This is a genomic window from Brevibacillus choshinensis (genome assembly GCF_001420695.1).
GTDB lineage: Bacteria > Bacillota > Bacilli > Brevibacillales > Brevibacillaceae > Brevibacillus > Brevibacillus choshinensis.
This window is the reverse complement of sequence record NZ_LJJB01000013.1, coordinates 175,870-198,549: the sequence shown is the minus strand read 5'-3', so window position 1 is coordinate 198,549 and position 22,680 is coordinate 175,870. Positions and strand designations below refer to the sequence as shown.

The 22,680-nt window shown below is 43.0% G+C and carries 23 protein-coding genes and 3 pseudogenes; 10 read left to right on the top strand and 16 right to left on the bottom strand.

Annotated elements, in window-relative coordinates:
* Nucleotides 1-8: 8 nt before the first annotated feature.
* From AN963_RS21130 to AN963_RS21115, 4 genes are all read right to left on the bottom strand, one after another.
* Entirely contained in the window at nucleotides 9-1,073 is a 1,065-nt protein-coding gene (locus AN963_RS21130; RefSeq protein ID WP_236708047.1) for an FtsX-like permease family protein, read from the bottom strand.
* Nucleotides 1,048-1,824, bottom strand: a complete 777-nt coding sequence (locus AN963_RS21125; protein WP_055746543.1) for an ABC transporter ATP-binding protein — start codon at nucleotides 1,822-1,824, stop codon at nucleotides 1,048-1,050. The genes AN963_RS21130 and AN963_RS21125 overlap by 26 nt, the downstream gene beginning before the upstream one ends.
* A gap of 118 nt (nucleotides 1,825-1,942) precedes the next feature.
* On the bottom strand, nucleotides 1,943-3,046 hold the full coding sequence (locus tag AN963_RS21120; RefSeq protein ID WP_055746542.1) for a sensor histidine kinase: 1,104 nt from the start codon (nucleotides 3,044-3,046) through the stop codon (nucleotides 1,943-1,945).
* A gap of 14 nt (nucleotides 3,047-3,060) precedes the next feature.
* Nucleotides 3,061-3,780: a response regulator transcription factor gene (locus AN963_RS21115; RefSeq protein WP_055746541.1), complete on the bottom strand. Its 720-nt coding sequence runs from the start codon at nucleotides 3,778-3,780 to the stop codon at nucleotides 3,061-3,063.
* A gap of 363 nt (nucleotides 3,781-4,143) precedes the next feature.
* On the opposite strand from AN963_RS21115, the gene AN963_RS21110 reads away from it, so the two are divergent.
* The 3 genes from AN963_RS21110 (at nucleotide 4,144) to AN963_RS21100 (ending at nucleotide 6,863) form a co-directional block, all read left to right on the top strand.
* Nucleotides 4,144-5,043: an ArsR/SmtB family transcription factor gene (locus tag AN963_RS21110; RefSeq protein ID WP_055746540.1), complete on the top strand. Its 900-nt coding sequence runs from the start codon at nucleotides 4,144-4,146 to the stop codon at nucleotides 5,041-5,043.
* 22 nt (nucleotides 5,044-5,065) lie between these two features.
* Nucleotides 5,066-6,328 (top strand): MFS transporter, encoded by a 1,263-nt coding sequence (locus tag AN963_RS21105; protein WP_269084405.1) that lies wholly within the window; start codon nucleotides 5,066-5,068, stop codon nucleotides 6,326-6,328.
* Between the two features lie 280 nt (nucleotides 6,329-6,608).
* Nucleotides 6,609-6,863: a hypothetical protein gene (locus AN963_RS21100; RefSeq protein WP_055746538.1), complete on the top strand. Its 255-nt coding sequence runs from the start codon at nucleotides 6,609-6,611 to the stop codon at nucleotides 6,861-6,863.
* Nucleotides 6,864-6,976: 113 nt separating this feature from the next.
* On the opposite strand, the gene AN963_RS21095 is transcribed toward AN963_RS21100, so the two are convergent.
* The 6 genes from AN963_RS21095 to AN963_RS21070 form a co-directional block, all read right to left on the bottom strand.
* Nucleotides 6,977-7,705 (bottom strand): inositol monophosphatase family protein, encoded by a 729-nt coding sequence (locus tag AN963_RS21095; protein ID WP_055746537.1) that lies wholly within the window; start codon nucleotides 7,703-7,705, stop codon nucleotides 6,977-6,979.
* A gap of 302 nt (nucleotides 7,706-8,007) precedes the next feature.
* Nucleotides 8,008-8,481 (bottom strand): SRPBCC family protein, encoded by a 474-nt coding sequence (locus tag AN963_RS21090; protein ID WP_055746536.1) that lies wholly within the window; start codon nucleotides 8,479-8,481, stop codon nucleotides 8,008-8,010.
* A gap of 118 nt (nucleotides 8,482-8,599) precedes the next feature.
* Nucleotides 8,600-9,562: a PDR/VanB family oxidoreductase gene (locus AN963_RS21085; protein WP_055746535.1), complete on the bottom strand. Its 963-nt coding sequence runs from the start codon at nucleotides 9,560-9,562 to the stop codon at nucleotides 8,600-8,602.
* A 24-nt stretch (nucleotides 9,563-9,586) separates the two neighbouring features.
* Nucleotides 9,587-10,051 (bottom strand): dimethylamine monooxygenase subunit DmmA family protein, encoded by a 465-nt coding sequence (locus tag AN963_RS21080; RefSeq protein ID WP_055746534.1) that lies wholly within the window; start codon nucleotides 10,049-10,051, stop codon nucleotides 9,587-9,589.
* A complete protein-coding gene (locus AN963_RS21075) occupies nucleotides 10,048-10,998 on the bottom strand; it encodes a heme-dependent oxidative N-demethylase family protein (protein WP_055746533.1) in 951 nt (316 codons plus the stop codon). The genes AN963_RS21080 and AN963_RS21075 overlap by 4 nt, the downstream gene beginning before the upstream one ends.
* Before the next feature lie 378 nt (nucleotides 10,999-11,376).
* Nucleotides 11,377-12,579, bottom strand: coding sequence for a macrolide family glycosyltransferase (locus tag AN963_RS21070; RefSeq protein WP_055746532.1), 1,203 nt, complete (start codon nucleotides 12,577-12,579; stop codon nucleotides 11,377-11,379).
* A 234-nt stretch (nucleotides 12,580-12,813) separates the two neighbouring features.
* On the opposite strand from AN963_RS21070, the pseudogene AN963_RS32675 reads away from it, so the two are divergent.
* Together AN963_RS32675 and AN963_RS32055 are read left to right on the top strand one after the other, a co-directional pair.
* Nucleotides 12,814-12,936, top strand: a pseudogene (locus tag AN963_RS32675) (IS110 family transposase); the annotation flags it as partial.
* Nucleotides 12,936-13,037: pseudogene (locus AN963_RS32055) on the top strand (FMN-dependent NADH-azoreductase); the annotation flags it as partial. The pseudogenes AN963_RS32675 and AN963_RS32055, both read left to right, overlap by 1 nt.
* A gap of 215 nt (nucleotides 13,038-13,252) precedes the next feature.
* On the opposite strand, the gene AN963_RS32050 reads toward AN963_RS32055, so the two are convergent.
* The 3 genes and pseudogenes from AN963_RS32050 to AN963_RS21065 form a co-directional block, all read right to left on the bottom strand.
* Nucleotides 13,253-13,315 carry a hypothetical protein gene (locus AN963_RS32050; protein ID WP_236708119.1) on the bottom strand — a complete coding sequence of 21 codons (63 nt, stop codon included), beginning with the start codon at nucleotides 13,313-13,315 and terminating at the stop codon, nucleotides 13,253-13,255.
* A gap of 560 nt (nucleotides 13,316-13,875) precedes the next feature.
* A pseudogene (locus AN963_RS32045) lies at nucleotides 13,876-13,978 on the bottom strand (acetyltransferase); the annotation flags it as partial.
* A gap of 6 nt (nucleotides 13,979-13,984) precedes the next feature.
* Nucleotides 13,985-14,323 carry a GIY-YIG nuclease family protein gene (locus AN963_RS21065; RefSeq protein WP_055746531.1) on the bottom strand — a complete coding sequence of 113 codons (339 nt, stop codon included), beginning with the start codon at nucleotides 14,321-14,323 and terminating at the stop codon, nucleotides 13,985-13,987.
* A 181-nt stretch (nucleotides 14,324-14,504) separates the two neighbouring features.
* Between AN963_RS21065 and AN963_RS21060 the strand changes: the two genes are divergently transcribed.
* The 4 genes from AN963_RS21060 to AN963_RS21045 all read left to right on the top strand — a co-directional run bounded on the left by AN963_RS21060 (nucleotide 14,505) and on the right by AN963_RS21045 (nucleotide 18,418).
* Entirely contained in the window at nucleotides 14,505-14,984 is a 480-nt protein-coding gene (locus AN963_RS21060) for a DUF6530 family protein (protein ID WP_055746530.1), read from the top strand.
* Between the two features lies 1 nt (nucleotide 14,985).
* A complete protein-coding gene (locus tag AN963_RS21055; protein WP_055746529.1) occupies nucleotides 14,986-16,194 on the top strand; it encodes an MFS transporter in 1,209 nt (402 codons plus the stop codon).
* A 20-nt stretch (nucleotides 16,195-16,214) separates the two neighbouring features.
* A complete protein-coding gene (locus tag AN963_RS21050; protein ID WP_055746528.1) occupies nucleotides 16,215-17,333 on the top strand; it encodes an AAA family ATPase in 1,119 nt (372 codons plus the stop codon).
* 74 nt (nucleotides 17,334-17,407) lie between these two features.
* On the top strand, nucleotides 17,408-18,418 hold the full coding sequence (locus AN963_RS21045; protein ID WP_055746527.1) for a vWA domain-containing protein: 1,011 nt from the start codon (nucleotides 17,408-17,410) through the stop codon (nucleotides 18,416-18,418).
* 273 nt (nucleotides 18,419-18,691) lie between these two features.
* Here the strand turns inward: AN963_RS21045 and AN963_RS21040 are convergent, their stop codons facing one another.
* Complete coding sequence (locus AN963_RS21040; RefSeq protein WP_055746526.1) at nucleotides 18,692-19,972, bottom strand: MFS transporter; 1,281 nt, start codon at nucleotides 19,970-19,972, stop codon at nucleotides 18,692-18,694.
* A 465-nt stretch (nucleotides 19,973-20,437) separates the two neighbouring features.
* Between AN963_RS21040 and AN963_RS21035 the strand changes: the two genes are divergently transcribed.
* Nucleotides 20,438-20,929 carry a hypothetical protein gene (locus AN963_RS21035; RefSeq protein ID WP_055746525.1) on the top strand — a complete coding sequence of 164 codons (492 nt, stop codon included), beginning with the start codon at nucleotides 20,438-20,440 and terminating at the stop codon, nucleotides 20,927-20,929.
* A gap of 402 nt (nucleotides 20,930-21,331) precedes the next feature.
* Here AN963_RS21035 and AN963_RS21030 read toward each other — a convergent pair whose 3' ends face one another.
* Complete coding sequence (locus AN963_RS21030; protein WP_055746524.1) at nucleotides 21,332-21,562, bottom strand: glycine zipper domain-containing protein; 231 nt, start codon at nucleotides 21,560-21,562, stop codon at nucleotides 21,332-21,334.
* Between the two features lie 201 nt (nucleotides 21,563-21,763).
* Nucleotides 21,764-22,633, bottom strand: a complete 870-nt coding sequence (locus tag AN963_RS21025; protein ID WP_055746523.1) for a hypothetical protein — start codon at nucleotides 22,631-22,633, stop codon at nucleotides 21,764-21,766.
* Nucleotides 22,634-22,680 lie beyond the last annotated feature (47 nt).

Sequence of the window (22,680 nt, the reverse complement as noted above, 5' to 3'; positions counted from 1 at the left end):
TCCTCTTGCTATTCCGTAAATAGCTTGAAGTATATCATACTACCAGATGCGATAAAGAACAGGAAGCTGATAAACAGACCGATAAATATGGCAAGCGAGATCATTTCCTGGACATCACGGTGTTGGGTATGAAAGTCTTGATAGTGCGCAGCTACGCCTAAAATGTAAAATGACCCTGATACCGTTAGAATCAACGCGCTCAAAATCGATACGATGAACAGCATTCGCGCGTTGTCCTTGATCTTATAACTGAGCTGGGCCAACAAAATCATGTTCGTTCGATTATAGTAGACGCTTTGCCTTCTCTGAATAACTCCCAGTAAGTATATGCTAAACTGTGTGAAGAAAAGATAGGTACCGGCGATCACCGTAAGCAAGATAAGGAACACCATCAGATCGAAATGTGTTTCGTCTAGCCTGAGCGCCATGCTATAGGCAGCTCCCAGGCAAAAGAGCGACAAAAGAGCGAGCCATGGCGACCAAACGAGGTGCCCTTTTGGCTCCCGCAGAGACTTGAGTAAATCAACGATTTCTGTACGACCGATCCGTATTACAGTCCACAGCGAAATGAGCGTGAACAACAAGAAGAAACATCCAGCCGTTAGCCACACTGCTTTGATCGGAATGGTGAAAGAAATCGTATCTTTCATTCCTAGCAAAACAGCAAGGGTCAAAAAGAACAGTTTGCTGAACAAGATGCCCAGGCCGAGGCCGGTGCCAATCGCCAAAACGGCGATAGCTGCATTTTCGTAGAGGACTAGCCAGCGAAGTTGCATACGGGTCATTCCGAACAAAGAGAACAAGCCAAACTCTTGCTTTCTAGTCTTCATAAACGCAGAGTTGGAGTAGAATACGAAAAGAAGCGAAAAGATAGCGATGATGTATTCGCAGAACACGATGCCCTGTCTTACTTTATCCGCTGCTAGAATCTTGCCGCTTGCCACATCGGGATGTGCAAGGAAAGCAGCGTATAGATAGAAGATCATGACGGAAAACACACTGCTCATAAAAAAAGCGCTGTACGCCCTCCATTTTCCTCGTATATTTTTAAGCGCGAGCGAACGGAACGTCATCAAAGTTCCCTCCCAGTACGCTCAGCGCATCCAATATTTGTTGGAAAAACGCTTGCCTGTTTGTGCTTCGTCGTATTTCAGAAAAAAGCCTGCCGTCTTTTATGAACACAATGCGCTGGCAATAACTCGCCGAAAATGGGTCGTGCGTCACCATAAGTACAGTAGCCTTTATTTGCTCGTTTATTTCCTTCAAAGATTCCATCACGTCTTTTGCTGCCTTCGAATCCAGATTTCCAGTCAATTCATCGGCAAGTATCAATGACGGCTGGTGAATAATGGCCCGGGCTATGGCTGCGCGTTGTTTCTGTCCACCAGACACTTCATACGTACGCTTCCCCAATACATGAGCAATCTCAAGTCTTTCGGAGATCGGAATCAGTCTCTCCCGGATATGTGTGGGAGAAATACCTTCCAGTACAAGTGGCAAAATAATGTTATCCTTGATCGAAAGTGTATCGAGCAGGTTGAAATCCTGAAAGATAAAGCCGAGCTCTCTCCGCCTGAACAGCGAGAGCTTTTTATCACTCAGCTTACTGGGGTCAACACCATTAATTTCAAGCAGTCCAGATGTTGGACGGTCAATGGTTGCCAGAAGATTGAGCAACGTCGTCTTCCCACTTCCCGACGGCCCCATGACACCGACAAATTCGCCAGCCTCTACCTGCAAATCGATACCTTCTAGTGCCTGATAAACGACGTTTCCTTTCGAGCTGTATATTTTTCCGAGCCCTTCTGCTTTAAGTACACTCATGTCCCCGGTTCTCCTCTTATTCGGTCTATCTGTGCTTCATAAGGTTAGTATAGAGTGAGAGAGATGTAGAACCCATCGATTTCCCTTTCAATTTCGCATGTCCAACCTTACAATTTTGTCACTTGGTATGTTTGTCTCCACTTGCTGTATTACCAAAAACATGTATGCCTTGGGGTTCAAAAATGACTGTAAACGTTGTTCCGACGCCCAAATCCGACTTGACCGTCAATCGGTGGCCAAGCCTACCGCACACCTGTTTGGCCAAATACAGGCCCATTCCCGTCGACTCTCCTGCTGCTCTTCCGTTTTCCCCTGTGAAGAAGGGATCGAATATACGTGACAGATCGTGTGGTGCTATTCCGATTCCTTCATCCGTCACGCTCAGCTTGCTTCCTCCGCCAGCTCTCTCTTCAAGCTGAAAAACGATTTTCTTTGCGCCAGGTTTGTTCTTCCTGTATTTAATCGCATTGCTAACGAATTGATTGACTACAAAAGTCATCCATTTCTCATCCGTTTCTACCCATGCGTCGCCCTCTATCCGTGGAAAGAGGGAATGGCGGATAAATAGTCGCTTATGCGCATTGATAATGGTTCGAATCATTTCTCGAAGCGATGTCTTTTTTAGATGAAGATCGATTTCGAACTTGTCGAGCCTAGCTGTGTACAGCATCATTTCCAGACCTCTCGCCATCCGGTCAGCTTCTTCCTGCATACTGAGAACCAATTGCTTCTGATCCTCTACCGTTGAAGGTATCTGCTGTAATGCTTCCTGCGCAAGCAAATCGATAACTGACACAGGTGTCTTCATATGATGCACCCACTGCAAGACAAAATGATTATGTAACTCCTGCTGACGACGATACTTGCCAAGTTCATGTAAATAAGCACTTTGCTGCGCCGCCAATAACTGCGAAACAAGTCGTTGCTCACACGTAACCACGGATTGTACAATCGCTGCTGCCTGCAATTCACCAGTGCATTCAGTCGCATGTCTTAGTTGCTTGTAATAATCCCTCTGCCGAGTATAGTCAACAGCCAGCCAGAGCAAGACAAAGAACAAGCTGAGCACGACAAAATAATATTTGTTGCCCAAATCTACCACGCCTGAATATCGCTTTTCTTCCAGAAGCATAATCCCGACGCCAAATCCGATCATCAGCACATAAACAATCACAAACGTAATCCGATCACGCAAATATAAAGCCGCCGACCTTCTATTCATGGACCTGATTCTCCTCACTCCTCATCGAGATACAGCTTATACCCTTGGCCACGAACCGTCTCAATCGCTTTTGGCAACCCAAGCAACTCCAGTTTCTTCCGTAGCCTCGTCACATTGACAGTTAACGTGTTATCATCGACGAACTGTACATCATCCCAAAGAGCCTCCAGGAGTAGCTCGCGTGAGACGATCTGTCCAGCATGTTGCATTAAGGATTCAGCCAACAACCGCTCATTTTTAGTTAGCTCAACTTTTTGCCCCAGCCATTCCATCTCATTGCGGCCGAGATGCAGCAGTAAGCCTTGTGCATCTAGCCTACCTTCATGCATGCCCCGAACGGTAGAAACAGGTCCCGTCATAGCGGCGTACTCGCCATAAACTCTCCTGATCAAACTTTTTATCTTCGCCATCAAAAGATCCAATTGAATCGGCTTTGTTATGTAATCATCCCCACCGTTTTCAATTGCCATTACCTGATCCATCTCACCATCTCGGGCAGATAAGAAGATGATTGGCATATTCCAACGCGTACGGATTTGCCTGCACCAATAATAGCCGTCAAAATACGGAAGATTAATATCTAGCAGAATCAAATGAGGCTCATACACTTCCAACTCCGGCATCATATCGCGAAATTGTGAAACGCATACAGCCTCAAATCCGTATTTCTCCATATTCTTTTTCAGGATCGTGCCTATTTTCACGTCGTCTTCTACAATAAAAATACGGTACATGCTATCCTCCTAACAATTTTGCTACGCAAAACTTGTTCCAAACAGATACTAACATAACAAGTATCAGCGAGCTAAAAAACTGAAATCATTAAATTTTTTTGTAAAATACGACAATGAAACATACAGACCGCCTCAGTAAGATTCGAAAGAACTCAGTTTATTAGATATGTTTATGCTTTATCTTTTTCCACAAAATGAAACTGCACGTTATCGTAGAAAAGGCAGCCGGTTGTTTTCGGCTGCCTCCATATGAACTCACGAAATTGGAAAATATCTTGTGGAAATTGACACCACAATTTCGTTCGAATATTATTAAAGTAATTTGTAGTTCTATATTTTTCAAACAAAAGGATGTGCGAAACAATGGCCCTCACTTTGGAAATCGATTTTGCTCCGGCACACGAGCTAGCATCCAGCTTTTATGCTTTTACCCACAAAAGCAGCCACAAAGTGCTGGAGCTCGGGGCGTCTTGGGTAAAATCGGTAAAGAATCGTTTACCTGAGAATTTTCTTAAAGAGATCGCCAATGACCCAGAGGTATGTGATCTGAGCCTACTGGTGTGGGCTTGTCCCGGAGAACGAACACCGGAAGGATTTCTCACTTGGCTGTCGGGACTCTCGTCTGGTGATTTGTTTGACTTGTTTTCCCGTTGGAGCGATCAGGTACCGGCTGACCTAATCTCGAAGCGTGACAAGTTAGTTTGGATGCTAAGTGAATGGAACGAGCAGTATTTTTCCCAGGTGGACCCTGCGATCCTGACAGGACTCCACCAAAACGCCGAGACCATGCGATCGTTGATACCACTGATGACTCCCATAGAGTTGATGGAAAAAGCCACTAACGGATTCCGGCTGAATCCCAACGACAAACTGGAGAAAATCATCCTGATTCCACAGTACCATTTTCGACCTGCGAACACGTCCTCACACTATGAACGGCTCAGCTTCACCAAATATCCAGTTGATGCACTACCGGTCGGGACAGACGAACCATCTCCTTCTCTGTTGCGCTTTACCCGTGGCCTTTCGGATGAGAATCGATTGCATATCCTTCGATTTATTGCGAAAACGCCCCAAACCTTTAGCGATATTGTCCGTTTTTGCGGATTATCTAAAGGGACAGTCCACTACCATCTCATGCTCTTGCGTGCAGCGGGTCTAGTGCGGGTCAGTATGACAGGCAACCTTGTCGAGTATAGCGTGCGGCGTGAAGCTTTAAAGGATCTAAACTCGCAATTAACTCACTATCTGGTTGAATTGTAAGTGGGAAGGTCGTGAATAGAGAGTGTCGTTGAACAAAAAGGGCTTCTTCATCATGACCACAGCGTTAACGATCTGCAGCTTAGGAGATACCTTCGGATTGCTTGCTCTTGAATGGATGGTCTATCTGCTGACTGGTTCGAAGCTGTCTATGGGGACTCTTGCCCTATGCAGGGGAATCCCCGAAGTTGCAGGACGGCTTGTGGGGGCTCCGTTAATAGATCGAATCGACAAGGGACGACTGTTGATTGGTCTTAATGTTATCCGTTTTACAGCCATCGCCGTTCCGGTGTCGTGTGCTTTCTTCGATGCACTGCAATTGTGGCATCTGTACGTAGCTGCCATCATCACTGGATTATGCAATGCGCTTTTTGACCCGGCTGCATTGGCGATTGTACCGATGCTTACTGACAAGAATCGTCTCGTGAAAAGCTACGCGATTCTTGACGGATTCAGAAGTGGTGCCTCTCTTGTAGGTCCAATATTGGCAGGGTCAATGATCGCGATTATCGGGGTAGACTACACATTGGCCATAAATGCTGTCTGTTATCTTCTCTCTGCGGCTTTCATCTGCTTTTTGCCCCTAAAGAGTCACAAGCGTGAGCAGGTAGTCGTAAGAGATAGCAGTTATGTGAGCGAGATCGTAGAAGGATTATCGTTCTTTAAACAGTATCCACCTATGCTTGTCATCATGATTCTCGTCGCGATATCCAATATGTGTTCCATGGCAGTTTGGACGATGATGGTACCTTTCGTGCAGGATACGCTTCAAAAAGATGCAAGCGGGATGGGCTTACTTGGGACATCCGTATCAGTCGGAACTTTGGTGGCGTTGTTCATTTTATCGCTGATCGGAGATGTAAAAAAAAGGAGAATCCCAATGCTGGGGAGTTTAATCTGCATCGGCCTGCTATACGTCGTTCTGGGTTCCAGCTCCAACTTTCAGACAGCTCTAGTCGTATCAGTATTGCTTGGGATGGCTGGCCCTTTTTTCAGCTCGTTCAGCACTGCCTTGTTCGGGGGGTTGGTCTCCGATGGGATGCGCGGCCGAGTGATGGCGGTACGATATCTCGTTGGGGGATCTCTTGCACCATTGGGCGGATTTCTAGGAGGAGCAGTCGCCCAAGTACTAGGAGTGCCATTCATGTTTTCTCTAGCGGGATTGTTACCGTTAGCAGCAGGCTTGAGCGGCTGCTTCATTCCTTTACTTAAGGAATTGGATGGAGAGATCTCAGAGGTGGCTTCGAGGAAAAGAGGGACAAAAAGCAAACATACCGTTTCCACTTAAAAATCCAGACGAATGAAGATCTTGTGACAAACTGTCCGTTAGTTGAATAGAGGCTGCCGTTTTACTAAAAGTTGCCTCTTTTTGTGCTGTTTGTTTCATCCCGTTAGTTCAATTACGCGCGTGTATCTTTTCTCCACAGAATTCAGAAGCCACTTATTAAATGACATACAAACTCTTCTTTTACATTTATCCAAGGGTGGTATATGCAACTCCAGTGAGCAATGATACTTCATTCATTATATTAAAAGTGTCCTAATTACAATATTCAGGGGAATGTCAGTTGCAATTCATACAAGTAAATAAGGACTGGGGAGCTGAACCAAATGCTCCGCAACCAAGAATAATTGTAGATAGACAGCACAGCAAGTTAGTATTAAGATTTTTTCTTTACCCTTTTATTTATGATGATGTTAAAGAAGGAACATTGGCGGAACTGGGATTTCAAAACTGTTATTTATACAGCCTTGGTTCAGTTAATGACGAAGAATTCTACCGAGGTTTATGCTGGTTTTCGACTACTGGGATAAAATGGTGAGAATTTTATCAACTGTTCAATTCCAACGTTTGAATGTCTTGCTGTCAGTATCGGTCAATTTCTTGAACGTAGTAAAGAGAGAAGCTCTTCAAATATACCAGGATTAGCACAAACTATTTCTTCTCCGCATAATTCAAGTGGAATATCCGTAGGAACCGCTCCAACGTGGCCAGTATTTGCTCCAGCTTCACGGGCGATGAGACTGCTGCTGCGACGTCCCACGGAGCTAACCTCTCTGTATGCGCGTCCAGACGACCGGATGCTACATAACAGATATCTAGGGTCGGAGCAGCCAAACGGCGGATGTCTCTACAATGGGTGGTTAAGAGATTCACTCTTGCAAGCGCTGGGTGCACTTTTTCTTTATCATGGGGGAATCCGGTTCCGATTACAGCTTCCGATAAGGTTTCAAAACGATGAATATGAAGCTGTTCATCATTACAACGAGCACCCCCTCCTCGAATACCTACATAGGTTACTCCCAAATCTGGAGCATGCACAGCCCCTGCCCAAACAACGCCATCTACGGCAATGGCCACGGAGATAGCAAAATGGGGAAGATTACGTGCATAGTTTACCGTACCGTCCAACGGATCAATAATCCAAAGAGGACCTTCAAAGATATTTTTAGCCCAAACTCCATCGGTCGTTTCTTCAGAGAGAATACCATATTTAGGGTAAGCACTAGCAATTGCTTCACGAATAATCTGATCAGAGACAAAGTCTGCTGAGGTTACAAGTTCTCCTGCGTTCTTATATGTTACCTCTATGCGAGACTCTCTCCGTAATTCGATAATTTTTTTCCAGCTATGCGAACAACCTTGTCCGCGAAGGTCGCCCATTCGAGTGCATGATCTTTCATTTGTTAATACCCTCCCTTATTGTTTATTCCTTGCTTCCATACTATCATGTTTAGGAACAGTGGGAGATTTTCCTATCCGAGTGAAAAGTCGAAGTTATTACGTTAATCTGCCCGTTAGCACAGCAAGGCTGCCAACAGTTTTGGCAGCCTTTAGGAATGTGTTCTGTGACGCTAAGCGTTTTGCCAGGTTTTACGGAAGCCTTAAAACGATACGATTTCATCCACGCGAAATAAATAGCGAGCTGTTACCGGGGGCATCAATACGAGGCTGGCCTCTTACTTTTAAGATATACTTGCCAGATGCTCCTCAAGACGATCCATGGTCTGTTCGGCACCTGGGACGGCATATGTTTTCACCTTATCGAATACAGCGGTATTTTCTTCAAAAACTGTGCTATAAGTGAGTTTGGTCTTACCATCCAGATCCTCAAAGATTGCTGTCGCCAGAAAATGAGGAAACACAGCATGTTTGATGACGATTCGCTCGGGCTTAACGATCTCGACAAAGACGTTGGTATTGGGATAATCAACGCCATCAGGACCGTGCATGATAAACTGCCATGTACCGCCAGGTTTCATATCAAACTTCTGAAAAGTCGACGTAAAACCTCGAGGTCCCCACCACTTCGACAGGTGCTCCTCTTTCGTCCAAGCATCAAACACAAGATCGCGTGGAGCATCAAATACGCGGGTGATCACAATCTCGCGTTCACCTACTTGCGTTGCGTTTTTGTTTGCTGCGTTGTTTTGGTTCATGTCCATCCCTCCAAAATGAATTTGACTTTGACTTGTTGAAACCTATATCACTAAGTAGCTTCCCTTGCGTGCCTTTCCATATTTATATAAGGGGTAAGTTTTACAGTCATCCTATCAATTATAAATCAAGCACCAATCTTCCCTTCCCACGCGAAACGCAACAAAGCATTGCTTGTTTGGAGCATTGCTGTTCTTCTGATAGAAACGAGTCGAAGTGAACAATCTGTCCCTCTTCTACCTTTATTTCGCAAGTCCCACAACCTCCTACACGGCAGGAGTAAGGGATCTTGATTCCATTTTGAAGAAGTACGTCTAGTAGTGAAGAATTCGCTGGAACCTCCAGCTGTGTGTCACTCCTTTTAAGATTGACTTGAAACGCATGCTGTTCCTTCTTTGGTGGAGGTGCAAATCGTTCCAAATGAATATTGAAGGAAGGATATCCAAATGTTTGAGCTGCTATTTTAAAATCTTGAATCATGTTCTCGGGACCACAAAAATAAACATGTGTACCTATTCGATGATTCAAAAGTTGAGTTGGCAATAAACGATTTGTGCCTTCGCCATTTGAAAAATAAAAGTGACATTGATCCGGGAATTCCTTCCTTAAGTAATCATAAAAAGCACACTGCTCTTTTGATTTTGCTGCATAATGAAGCTCAAATGACCTTTTCTTATCAACTAGCTCTGACATCATGGACAAAAAGGGCGTAATACCAATTCCTGCTGCATAAAACACATGATGTTTCGCTTGAAAACTTAATGGAAAGTAATTCTTTGGGTAGCTAACTGATAAAATATCACCAACATGAACATTTTGATGCCAATAACGAGAGCCACCAGTTGAGTCTTCTGCTAAACGGACAGCTATTTCAAACAGTCCCATCTCAGAAGTTATGTTGAAAATAGAATAATGTCTTTCCAAATTACCTGAATGATGTGGTAAAAAGGTTGTAATATGTGAACCACCACTAAAGGGAGGAAGCATAGAGTAATCAATTGCTTGTAAGGTGAATCTTTTAATAGTGGAAGTCTCTTCTATAATATTTCTTACACGTACTTCTAATTTTGAATTTCGATGCAAGCTATTTTTCCTCCAGTATTAAAATTATAATATTGATGAATACCCAAGATAGGCTTCCAAACGACGTGAATAATGGTTGGAAACTTCTAGTTTTAGTCCACAATGCATACAAGAAATATGCGATTCATCATCGACATCATTGACCCCATGGCATTTACAACAAATTAACTTCTTTCTTATTTTCCCCAGGACTTTTATTTGCATCTCATATTCAGAGAACCCTGCCTTCAAAGCTAGATTTTTTAATCGATTTACTATTTCCCACTTCCCAGACAAGTATAAATATGTTCCCATTTTTTGCTGACTGAACCAAAGATTGAGGAAGGAATCAGATTCATTCTCTATGACATGGAAATCAAATGGGGCATTATCTTCCATAGCTTGCTGAACGAGATTGTATAGAGACTCTGCACCTTTTGAATCGGTACAAAATAAATATTTCCTTTTCCCCCTTATAAATAACGGCTCCTTTTGCGCTGGACTCATCATCTCTTTTTCATTTCCTCTTCTAGATATTCAAGTACCTGTTTTCGATATAGAGAAATACCTTTGTACTCTGAAATAAAGTCAGGGAGTTCGTGAAGAACCGCATAAAATTGCTCCAACCAAGGGGTATGTTGAATGAACCTTTCTAAAGGCAGTATGTGTGAATGAATCGTAAATAAAATACCATTGCTTTTTGGCAGGCGAAATAGCTTTTGAACTTCTACCCTAAAATGCACGAGTTCTCCTACATTTTCCTTTGTCACTTGCTTCCGTGCCTGACCCCATTCAGAAAATGTTTCAAGCGAGGTATCTAACCTACTGCCAGCCATGAGTGACCAATTTTTTCTTCCCCATGGCTTACCTGCCTCCATTCTCATAAGAAATTGCAGAATTCTATCATCCAGGGACCCAGACTGAAAGCCCGGAATTGGTGAATGTATTTCTTTAAAAGTCATACCTAGGTCAAAATACAAGGACCAATTCGCTGGAAAGCATAGCTGTCCAGCATCTAAAAATAGGTTACCATCCCGCTGCATCATTAAGATTAAATCTTCTTGAACATGACGCCCAATAAAATCTAAAGGCTCTACCTCAAGAGTTGTTCTGTCACCAAATGTAAAGGCAATTTTTTCTTTTGTCTGGACATTTGAAAAGATCCACTGTTCATCTTTCTTTTCTAATTCAAACTTATCTGGATAATAAAAAACAAGATTATGAATAATGAGATCAACAATTTCCCATTGTGCATCCATCGAATGAGGTGATGATTGATAACATCGTTCCGGATGGTTTGTAAGCAGATCTCTTTTCAGACTAATTTCATCTAAATATTGATATGTCAGCTCTATGGAATTCTGTAGATGTAATGGAATTGCGTTGTTAGAGTACCTGTAGACATTACTTTCATTAAAGGGATAAGGAAAAGATAGTACATCACTACTCGATTTCATATATTCACCCTTTTCTGAATTTTTAACTTACTTATACTATACAAAAAAACAGTAATAACTGAAACGGGTTGGTCCCTTTAGGTAACACGTTATTCGTCCATATACTGGTAAACGGGATTACTGCAATTCTAATGTATCGTAAACGGAGGAAAAAAGCTTCACGGGTTTGCACGCTGCCCATCGTTCGCGAAAATTCGACCAGATGTGGTGTCAAAGGTTCTGGCTCCTGCCTAAGTACGAAAAGCTGGGCGGTGGTGACAACAGGTTCGGTAAGAATGGTGAAATGTTACTCCGTAACTCGAACCTGTCTACATGAACGAAACGAAGCTGCCGATTGTAACGGCAGCCTCATCCAATGCAGCTAAGAAATATTTATATTTAGATATGATATTGACTTTTAAATTCGAAAATCTCATCAACAGCTTGGTGATACCCACCTGATCGTTGAAAGGATTCCCTAATATTTGCAACAGCTTTATGGAAAGTTGGGTGGTTTAACACATGATCTACGGTTTCACGTAGTTGATCTGCAGTCAAGCATTGCATTTGTAATGCAATGCCTGCTCCGATATTGGCAACTTGCCCGGCAATGATTGGCTGATCCGCACTTTGTGGGATTACAACGAGTGGAACTCCGAAATAGAGACCTTCATTGGTACTGTTCATTCCACCATGTGTAATAAATAATTTCGCATATTTTAGTACATCAATTTGTGGAACATAACTTTTTACAACGAAGTTTTGAGGAATTTCCCCCAAATCAGTAATTTGAACTTTATTTCCAATAGACATGACAACGGTATGATCCGTGCTCCCAAATGCCTTAAAACAAAGCTTATAGAAATCAATCGATTGGTTTACGACAGTACCCAGCGATATGTAAATGGGGCTTTTTCCCTTGATTGCAGTAAGGTCGAAGTTTTCCTCCGTCAATCGTGAAGAGATGGATGGACCTACAAATTTGTAAGTTTGGTCGAATGCTTCTCCAAAAGGTTGAAACTCCCTAGTTGTATAAACGATGGTAAGTGGTGCAGGATTACAAAAAACTTCATATGGAGAATCAATCTCCACACCATATTTTTCCTTCACTCTTTTCGTCAGCGCTTGAAATTCATCTTGTGTTGGTTTCACTATTTCTGTAGGAATTTTTTTAGTAAGCTGATCCAACTCTTCATCGAATGATGCTTTTGTCTGCGCAAAAGAAGTACAAGAATTAATTGAGGGAAGCTTCAGGATCTGCGCCAGTATCCGTCCGCAACCAAACATGGAATCGTGGATGATGTAATCAAAATGCTCTCCTTTGATCTGTTCAAGAACGCTAGGTATCACGATATCTGCCGTATGTAAAAGACCGTTGACTCTCTGCAGTAAATAACTTCTTCCACCTGAGATAAACGCTTCTATAAATTTTTGACCGTCAAATGTTCGTACAGTAGCTCCCGTCTTCTCCATACGCTCTCGAAAAGCTTCTATCGTAAAGTACACTACCTCTTCTCCACGCGAGATAAGCTCTTGTACCACTCCAATTGTTGGATTGATATGTCCTTCTGATCCACCATTAATAAATAAAACACGTGCCATATCTACCACTCCTTAGGTATATTATTCTCTAAATTGTGTAAGAGTAATGGGCACTGTCCCAAACCATCGCTCAACTCAAATAATGGAATTAAGTTTATCATAGCCATCCATGCAGCGCAAAACCAGCGCTGCACCACAGATTGTCGCTCCCTTTTGGGAAGCACTCATGGTAGATTAATCCTACTTTGGTTGGTGCACCAGCCTCCGATAAAGAGCCATAGAAAGGATCTTTCAATGGATATAATCATAGAACGCGCATGTGGTCTGGATGTTCACAATGATTCCATCACGGCAAGCATTATGACGCCTGAAGGAAAGGAGATACAAACATTCTCTACCAAAACTATTTTTCTTATGAGACAGTATTAATTGAAGGTCACAACCAATTCCGAGATAAATCAGAAGAAATGATTGCAGCAGGTCTTGAAAAAGCTGTTAAAGTAGCAAGTACGTTCTAATAAGAGAAAACTGATCAAGTTTTACAAAACTTGTTTTAGGTGGTCGGTATGATAAAGGCAGCAGCAGCTACGGACTCAAAAATAAAGTCTTAGACTGCTACTGCCTTTCTTCGACTATCGAACCCGTTAGTTTAATGCATTCGATGTTGCTGGTAGCATTAGTGTTATCACGCCCAGGAAGGACAGGAACCACAACACAGGGCATTATGGTCGGGTCAGCTGGCGCGGCGGGAGCGGACCAGAGTTAGCCCAGCGAGGACCATGCTGGTCAGCCCCATCACGATGGCAATGATGGCCCCAACACCGCGTCTATCGTGGCGAAGAGTCGCCCGGGGGTGGTTACTCCATATCCGACATTACCGTTGGTCACTTCAGCAGAGGCAATTGTTGGAACAAGTAGAAGTGTACAAAGTATTAAGAATGAAACTAGCATCATTTTCATTTGTTAATTACTCCTCTTTGTTGTTTTTGCAAACTGAATATATTTCAGATTATACATATCTAAATTTTCAGTTAAGAGATTTTGGGATGGTTGTAGTTCTCACGTTATAATAAAAAAGCAAAAGCGAGCAATCACTTCTTCTTGACTTTCGCTACCACTTTCTTTACTTCAACTTATATAGTTCATTCATGTTGTCACCCCGGATCAAAGAAATAACAACCTTTCCATACTGATTTATTTCGATAAATGGTTAAATTATACTGCCAAGTTAGCGTAGAAAAGGCAGCCGGTTGTGAACTGCACCCCAATAGTTAGACACACCTAACAGTTGGAGGTGCAGTTCATTATTAATCCGCTGCCTTTTCTCATTGTTATTTAACTAACGAACCCGTTAGCTTAACTTTTTAACTCCAAGTGAAGAAGAGGAAATGGTCGACCTGCCAACCTGTACAAATCCAAGCCTTTTGTAAAATGCGTACGCTCCATCATTTTGCTCATTATATTGTTATTTCTTTTTTTCCCGGTTATATCCACGCTCTCCGTACGGCTGGAGCTGGTCGAGCCATTTTTGTTCCATTTTCTCCAGCGCATCCTTTTCATCAAAGTATCCGTCTTCCTTCTTTTTCAAAACCTCCAACACTTCGGTGACGAATGCCTCATCTCCACACTCATTCCATTCCCGTTGAAGCTGCTTGTTTATATGCGAACCCATTCTGAGACTGGACAGCTTTCCGTTAATCGTTTTGAGATTGCGGGTGCTGCTGATCCAGACTTTTTGGTTTTCGGTGTTTTTGATCCAAAAGGCCGTTATTGATCTTATATCGCAACAGTGCCACATAAACATCAGACGCGCCTTTCAGGAGCTAAAACAACCGAGAATTTCACAACAAACAAAACGGTAATTTGTTTATATAATAATAAACATAAATCATATACGTTTGTAAATTTTATAAAAAAACATTGCCTAACGATGAAATCCAAGATAAACTATGCAGTAATTTCGAAAATGGAAAGAAGGAAAGAAAATGAAAATACCTACTACCTTAAAACACAAACCTGTAGTCGTGTCGGAAAACTATGATCGGATTGACGGCCGATTAGCCAGGAACACAGATGCGAAAGGTCTTTCTCTGGGATTGACCCAGTCGAACGACAGAGGAAAGACCAATCTTTCTGCCAAAGTATGGAGATACACGGGAGAAAACTGGTCAAGTCAATCGGAGGAACTGCCTCTCCATCGCGTTCTTGATATGTCCATTCTGATTTGTCGGTCTTTGGTACATTTTCGCGAAGCATACAGATATGAGCATTTTTATGACCCGCATGAGCCCATCATCGACCGGGTTGCCCTGCAAGGGGATGCAATGACCGTAGCGATATGTACGGACAATGAGAGAATTAATGAAGATATTAAGCTGTTCAGCCAAGCTCTGAGCGACGACGATGAGATGATCAGCGAACGTCTGCGCATGTTATCTAAAATTTTAAAGGATATGGGGTATTGAAATGTTTTCTAATCGTTATGTTCGAACGATTATCCTCTCCCGAGTGCTGTTGCAGTTGGGGATTTGGATCCGGAATTATGCCGTCCTTCTTTTTGTTAGCGAATTGACGAATAATAATCCGGTTTATGTATCTCTGATTTCGGTTGTGGAATTCGCTCCGATCTTTCTTTTCGGCCTTATTGGCGGGACCTTTGCCGACCGATGGCGGCCGAAGCGGACAATGGTTTGGAGCGATCTGCTGTCCGCCTTGTCCGTTGGGGCTGTACTGCTTGCACTCACGAACGGTGGATGGATTGCACTTCTCATCGGAACATTTATTTCCGCCAGCCTGTCTCAATTTTCTCAGCCTTCGGCCATGAAACTGTACAAGCGGCATGTGCCAGTTGAACAACTGCAGGGCGTGATGGCAATGTCCCAAACTCTTGTTGCTGTCTTTATGGTTTTAGGTCCGGTCATCGGCACGTTTATTTTCATACAGTTTGGAATTAATGCCTCCCTGATTCTGACGGCCGTTCTGTTCTTATGTTCTTCCCTTGTATTAGCGACGCTTCCCCGTGACGCTGAGGAACCGAAGTCTGGCGATGCAGGCGGCTTCATAAAGGAGTTGAAGGCTGGTCTGCGCTATATCGGGTCCAATCAATCTTTACGAACACTATGCTTGACTTTCTCAGCTGTCGGATTGGCGTCAGGACTGACTCAGCCGCTTCAAATCTTCCTTGTCATCGAGAATTTGGGACAGGACAAACAATTTCTGCAGTGGTTGGTTATGACCAATGGGGCAGCCATGTTGGCAGGAGGAGCTGTCATAATAGGGATGTCCAAAAAGGTGAGGCCACAGCTGTTGCTCTTGTTAGGCTTGCTTGTCACTGCCGTTTGTACGATTGGAATAGGCGCTTCTACAATGATTTGGCTGACAATTATTCTGTTGGTGATCAGCGGTTTCTTTTTCCCTTGTATTCAAAGCGGAATCCAGACGCTTATTGTACGTAACACAGAAGGGGCATTTATTGGCCGGGTATCTGGAGCGATCATGCCTGTTTTTATGGGGATGATGGTGATTGGCATGTTTATATCCGGCTATCTGAAGGATACGTTTTCCCTGGTTGCGGTATATGCGGTGAGCGGAGTTTTGATTATTATCGGTGCGTCTTTGCTGTTCCCTCTTATGGTTCAGAAAAGGAGCAAAGATGAGAAACGCACAGCATTATGAGGGATTGGAGGAGAAATGTGATGACTGAACATAGAGAATATTATTTGTCACCTGGAAGACAGCTGACTGATGCAGAAAAAATGCTTATTTGGAAAAAACCATTAACTCATAAGGTCAGCGAAGAAGAACGGCGCATTAGTAAAGAAATAAAGCGCAACTGGAATCGCGGGGAAATGAAAATCGCCAATATTTTGTTGGAAGGTGACGCCGGTTCTGGTAAAACACAACTAGCAAAAGCATTATCGGCTAATTTCGGTCTGCCGTATACAAAAGTGACTTGTTTTGCTGATATGGATAAATCGGATATTATTGGCGCTATTTTGCCGGTGATTTCTTCTGAACGTTTAGAGAAAATGGAGCCTGCGGAGCAAACCGTATGGAAAGCACTATATGAAAGCGATGGTTTTCAAAGCATAACTGAAATTTTGATGGACGCACTAGGGATTACACAGGAACAGGCTGCCTTAAAGATGAAGCAAATACTGAAGCTTGCAGCGGAGAACACCGATGGAGAAGCGGTTGAGTACCGATTTTACCCTTCGGAGATCGTCAGAGCCTATCAAAAAGGTTATCTTCTGGAAATCCAAGAACCAAACGTTATTCGTGATGCTGCGGTGTTAATGGCATTAAACTCTGCCTTGGAGCTGGATGGCAGCATCAATCTTCCAACCGAGATCATACGCAGGCACCCAGACTTCATAGCGGTTATCACAACAAACCGCAGTTATGCGGGAACCAGACCGTTAAACGAAGCGCTGCGCGACAGGGTTCAGCATACGGAAAAGATGGACCTGCCGACCAAAGAAATCATGATAGAACGTGTGATGGCCAAAACCGGTTTTCAAGATGAAAAGGTGTTGGGTATTTTAGCGGATATCATTATGATTTTGGACAAAACAGCCCGGGCCAATGCGATCAAGGGCGTGGCTGGAATGCGTTCATTTTTCTACTGGGCAGATGCGATTGCTGGAGGAGCTTCCGCAAAAGAATCCCTTTATCATAAGGTCATCTACAAGATAACAACTGATTCGGAAGAAATTAAACTTTTGGAAGAAGCACTTAACAATCATGGATTGATTGCCAGCTTAGAAGAAGCACAGATTGAACTAAAAAAAAACGAAAATCTGACGATGCCATAGAGATCAGGACATGGGGAGATATTGACGACACTGGTTTTGACAAAGATAACAATGTTGAGGAAAAGGGAATCGCATTGAAAAAATCTGCCGATAGTGACAAAAGCTCTTCCCGTGTCTCTGATGATTCTACCCAAATGGAAAGTTCAGGTTTTGGGGCCCCCAAATATCATCAGGCAAATCCTGAATCAGTGTCAGAGGAAGCGAAACAAAAGGAACGCGATTTCCGTAAAAAGCTGAATCAAGACGCAAGAGAGATTATTTCCGATTCAATTCATAAAAAAGTAAAGCTCATTGTTCACCGTCCAGACTACGATCTGGAAAACCAACACGAATATGTCCGTCTAAGTCAGGGACTTATGCCAATCGTGCAAGAGATTGCCAGAAAGACACTTCCGTACTTGGAACATGAGGTGTCTTCCGACTTTGCGAGGAATCGTTACTATGGCAGTAAATTTCAAGCAGACAGTGTTGCATATAGGGATTACAAGTATTTTGCCAAGAAACGTCCTCCAACTGAATACCCTTCTCTTGTGGTTGGTATAAGGGTTGATGAATCCGCATCTATGTCAGCTTACGGGAGATTAGAAGCAGCAAAACGAGCAGTAATCGCAGTATACGAATATTGTCAACTTTGTAATATTCCCATATTGATCTACGGCGATACTGCAGATGTTTCCAAGATGGAGCAAATGTCCATCTTTGCATATGCCGACTCTGATAAAATGGATGCCAATGATCGCTTCAGGTTAATGAAGATTCGTGCCAGAAGTAATAATCGCGATGGAATGGCTCTTAGAATTATGGCGGAACGGTTAGCCGTTTCCCCCCAAAAGACAAAACTGTTGATTAGCATAAGTGACGGACAACCTAAAGCAATGGATGACTATACCGGAAGTTATGCTGTTAAAGATATGCAACAGACAATACAGGAATATGAACGGAAAGGAATTACATTTCTTGCAGCTGCAATAGGTCAGGACAAGGATGTGATTAGTGAAATCTATGGGAATGAAAGATTTTTGGATATTACAAATTTACATGAGTTCCCTGCAAAGTTAGTTCGGATAATCGCTCGGTATTTGTAATTTCCATGAATATTCATTAGCCATGGACAAGAATAATCCCAGGAAGCTTCTTTAGGATTACAAGCTGTCTTGAGATAGCAAAGTTTTAGACTATAATACTTGATCTCATGGGGATTATGAAACGGAAAATAGGCAGCTCTACAAAAATGAGTATTAGACTGATTGAAAAAAAGAAACAGCGGCTGGACTAGGACTTGAAAATAAAGTCTTAAACAGCCGCTGCTTTTATTGTGCTATCGAATCCCGTTAGTTTAATACTTCTTAAGGCACTCCTTAGCTCTTTATAGACACATCTTTATCCAATGTTAATTCATGAAATGATTTCACACGTAGTTGTAAAAATGGGGTGAACAATAATGTACAAGCCGAAGCTAACAATCCAATGCCACCCGCAAATAAAGCGAACCGTAAACCCATTGCCCCCCCTATCATCCCTCCAATTAACGAACCCAGCGGATAAGAACCCCACGAGATAAATCGAACTGTAGCATTTACGCGACCTTGCAGGGCATCGGGTACAATTACTTGACGTAAACTGATGGTACTAATGCTCCACATTGAGACACCCATTCCGAAAAGAAGCTGTCCGAGCATCATAATCAACGCAATACCTAATTCTGATCCTACTGCTAATGGAGCAAGCAAACCGCCACTTGCTGCGATCGTAGCGGAACCTACAATTGTTGGGCCTACTCCAAAACGACGTACAGCCCTTTGGGCAAGCAGAGAGCCAAATAGGTACCCTACTCCAAGCGTTCCATAAATGATGCCAAGAATGCTCGCACTGATTTTGAGTTCTTGCGATGCATATAGAACATAAACACTAAAAATAACATTCCAGGAAAGGTTAAAGATTGTTGAGCAGCGCACCACTCCCCACAGCAACGGTTTTGTGTAAACCGTATGCAGCCCTTCTTTAATTTCCAGCCACATGTTTTTTGGTTTTTTCGCATCTGTCACGACTGTCTCCAACTTGCGAATCCGGGCTATGTACACAGCGGATACAAAAAAGGATACCGACGTGAACAATATTGCAAAAGGAGCGGTGATTAGCTGTTCCAATCCACCTGATAAACCCGGCCCAGCAATTTGTGCGGTAGATTTACTTGTCTCTAGTTTGCTATTCCCATCAACAAGCTGCTCCTTGCTCACAATGGAAGGCAAAAAGGATGTATAGGCAACATCAAAAAAGACAGTACAGATACCCACTATGAAGGCTACCAAATACAGCACTGTCATATTCAGGAATCCAATTAAGGCTGTCAGCGGCACAATGAGCAGTAATGCACCCCTGAAAAAGTTAGCGGCGACAAGAATGGGTCGCCGGGGAAATCTGTCTATCCATACACCAGCGAGCAAACCGAAAATGATAAATGGCGCATACTCGGCAAAACCAAGCAACCCCATTTGCATGGGACTGGCCCCTAAATAGAGAGCTGCCACTAATGGCATTCCTAATAATGCAACCTGACTTCCAAACTGTGATGCAGTTTGCCCAATCCAGAGCCTGCGAAAATCTGTGTTAGTTAACAATCCTTCCACCTTGTTACTCATGCTCATTCCCCCATTCTTCGTCACAACTAATTGCCATTCAAATTTGCTTTTTTAGTATAGGGGAATATACGTTTCAAGATCTTGCGTTTTCATAATCGCAAATGTTGAATGATTGATGATTCATTTTGTTATGAAGGCCTATGCCGGCTGCAAATTCTTCCATTATCCTACCCGTTAGCATAGAAAAGGGCAGCCGGTTAATTCGACTGCCTTTCCACATTGTTATTGAACTAGCGAACCCGCTAGTTGAACAAGAGTCAATGTTGTGTTTGATAAACATTAACAATAGGTTAGAAATTTACAATATCGGAATAGGAGGAAAAAGGTCCAAGCAAAGACAAATGATGATATTCACCTATCTCAGTAATTTCACATAAATTAGTTTAGAAGTAAGGGGCTATATCTTGTGGACTATCTCCAATAACAATGGGCCACTACCTGCCTTTAAGCAATGGAGGTATATGTATGATTAATTTCTATTCTTTTCAGGGGATCGTTACAATGATAAGTGATTTTATTACAGGGCAAAATGGTGAAGGGGAAGGCTGTTATAAATTAATATCTGTAGAAAACGGTTTAGGAGCATTAGTTAATTTCGTAGTATCACCTACAACTTACTTTGTAGACCATGTAATGGTGGCAATAGGCGATCGCGTAACTGGATATTATGATGGGAATGCGCCTGTTCCTTTTATTTACCCTCCACAATATCAAGCACTTGTCATGGTAAAATATAGCTCATTTCAGAACGTAAAAGTAGATTATTTTAATAGTCAGATGGTGAGTAGTGACGGGCAATTACAATTAAATATTTCTCCATATACCCAAATGGTGTTAACAAATGGGCAACCCTTTTCTAGAACCCCCGTGAACCGAGATCTAATTGTTATCTATGGACCTGCCACAAAAAGTATCCCCGCCCAAACCATGCCATATAGAATCATAGTTTTGTGTTAGAGGTTATTCTAATTTGCCTTTTTGCCATCATATTAGGCATAAAAAAACTCCTGCATTTTGGGCGAGTTTTTTGTGCTGGAATCAGAAAATTTCATCCCCAACTAACCTGCCCAATAGCTTACGAAGACTACGGGATCATCTCCATCTGCCTCTGATGACTTGGTAAGCTATCGAACCAAGTTAGTTTAATAATCTAACCCATATAAGAAATCCACCAACCCCAGCATAAACAAGCTTGAATCCAGTCTGATTTCAGAAGTTGATAGTTAAAACAAATAGCTCCTTCCCAATAAAAAATGAAAAAAAGAAAAAGGAAATCGCATAGCTTTAAGCTCTCGATGTCCTTTTGAACAGTATGTCCTGTATAAAACTTCTTTCTAAATACTCATGCAAAACGACCTTTTATTCTTCCCGGTTTTGGTCAACTTCGTCGACAGAATTATCAACAACGTCACCAGCTTTATTCCCTACCACACCACCAACAACAGCACCTGCAACGGTACCTAGAGGCCCAAAAACGGAACCTGCGGCAGCACCTGCGATTGCACCACCTGTCGTACCTACTGCTTCTGATGCATTATTGTTATCCACATCTTCGGCATCCTTTTGAAAACGATCTTTGCCTTCAGCCATCCAACTCACCCCCTCAGGAAGTGCTCTGCTTACATTCACATTCCCGGAAGGTATTTTGCCCGACTTGGGGCATTTCTAACCAAACCTCCTTTATTTAGCAGGTTTCTAAAGTCGAAGGGAGTGGATTATGACATCTGCCTAACAGCTTAACGAGGCTGCCGGATGATAGTTCAAAGACTGTTGTTCCGTGTTTATTGCCTTTTACCACGAGGTTAGCTCTGTTCTTTTCCATTTGTTCGGTGCAATGCAAATATAAAGATACTCGCTGTCCCACACGATCTCTCCGACATTCCCCGGAGCTGATGAAGATGCTGGGGTGGCAGATTTCCTGATTCGAATACGATCACCATTCACGTCGAGTTTAGCTGTGGCATCTGTGTTGTCAATACCGACATTGCCATTGCTGCGATTAATAGAGAACGGTGTGTCCATTTCTTCCCCCGAATCGGAGTAACGGATAATGCGGAAGTTTGAACCGGCGTTCGCTCCAGATTCAGTCGTACCATCCGCTCTTACCGTCCATCGCGGGGTCGTTACATTTCCATTTGCGGTTTTCGCAAGCTGTACATCGCGGTTAACGCCAACCGAACCGGCTATTCTCATGAGCCCGTCCACCACATTCAAATTCGCCGAGTGAGTTCGGATCTCCGCTATATCCTGGTCGTATGGAACCTCAAATCTGGTGAAAAGCTGATTTGGATATTTTCCTGTTGGAGACATGGTCGTTTCGATAGATAAATGGTTATGATCCTGCTGTTCCGGATCATTTGCCTTCGCATGCGAGACAATGGCTGTCTTATCCTGACCTGTTTCATCCGCCCAGGAGATGGCAGGTTTTGCCCGATCTGCCGTCCACTGCAAGCGAATCAGATCAGACAAATGCCCTTGAGAGTAGATCCATTGTTGATCCGTAGAAAGTTGGAATCTCTGGTTGTGAGGCACCTCGATTCCTCCCCCAGGCAATCTCGAGTTGGTGAACTGGGGATCGATTCCGCTGGCTTCCGCATGAACCATACTAAAAACTCCAAAAGTCAGTCCTAATGTTAGTGAAACCGCTCGTAGAACTTTCATCGTCTCACCCTCCATTTGCTTGGTCTGTTACTCGGATCTAGTCAATA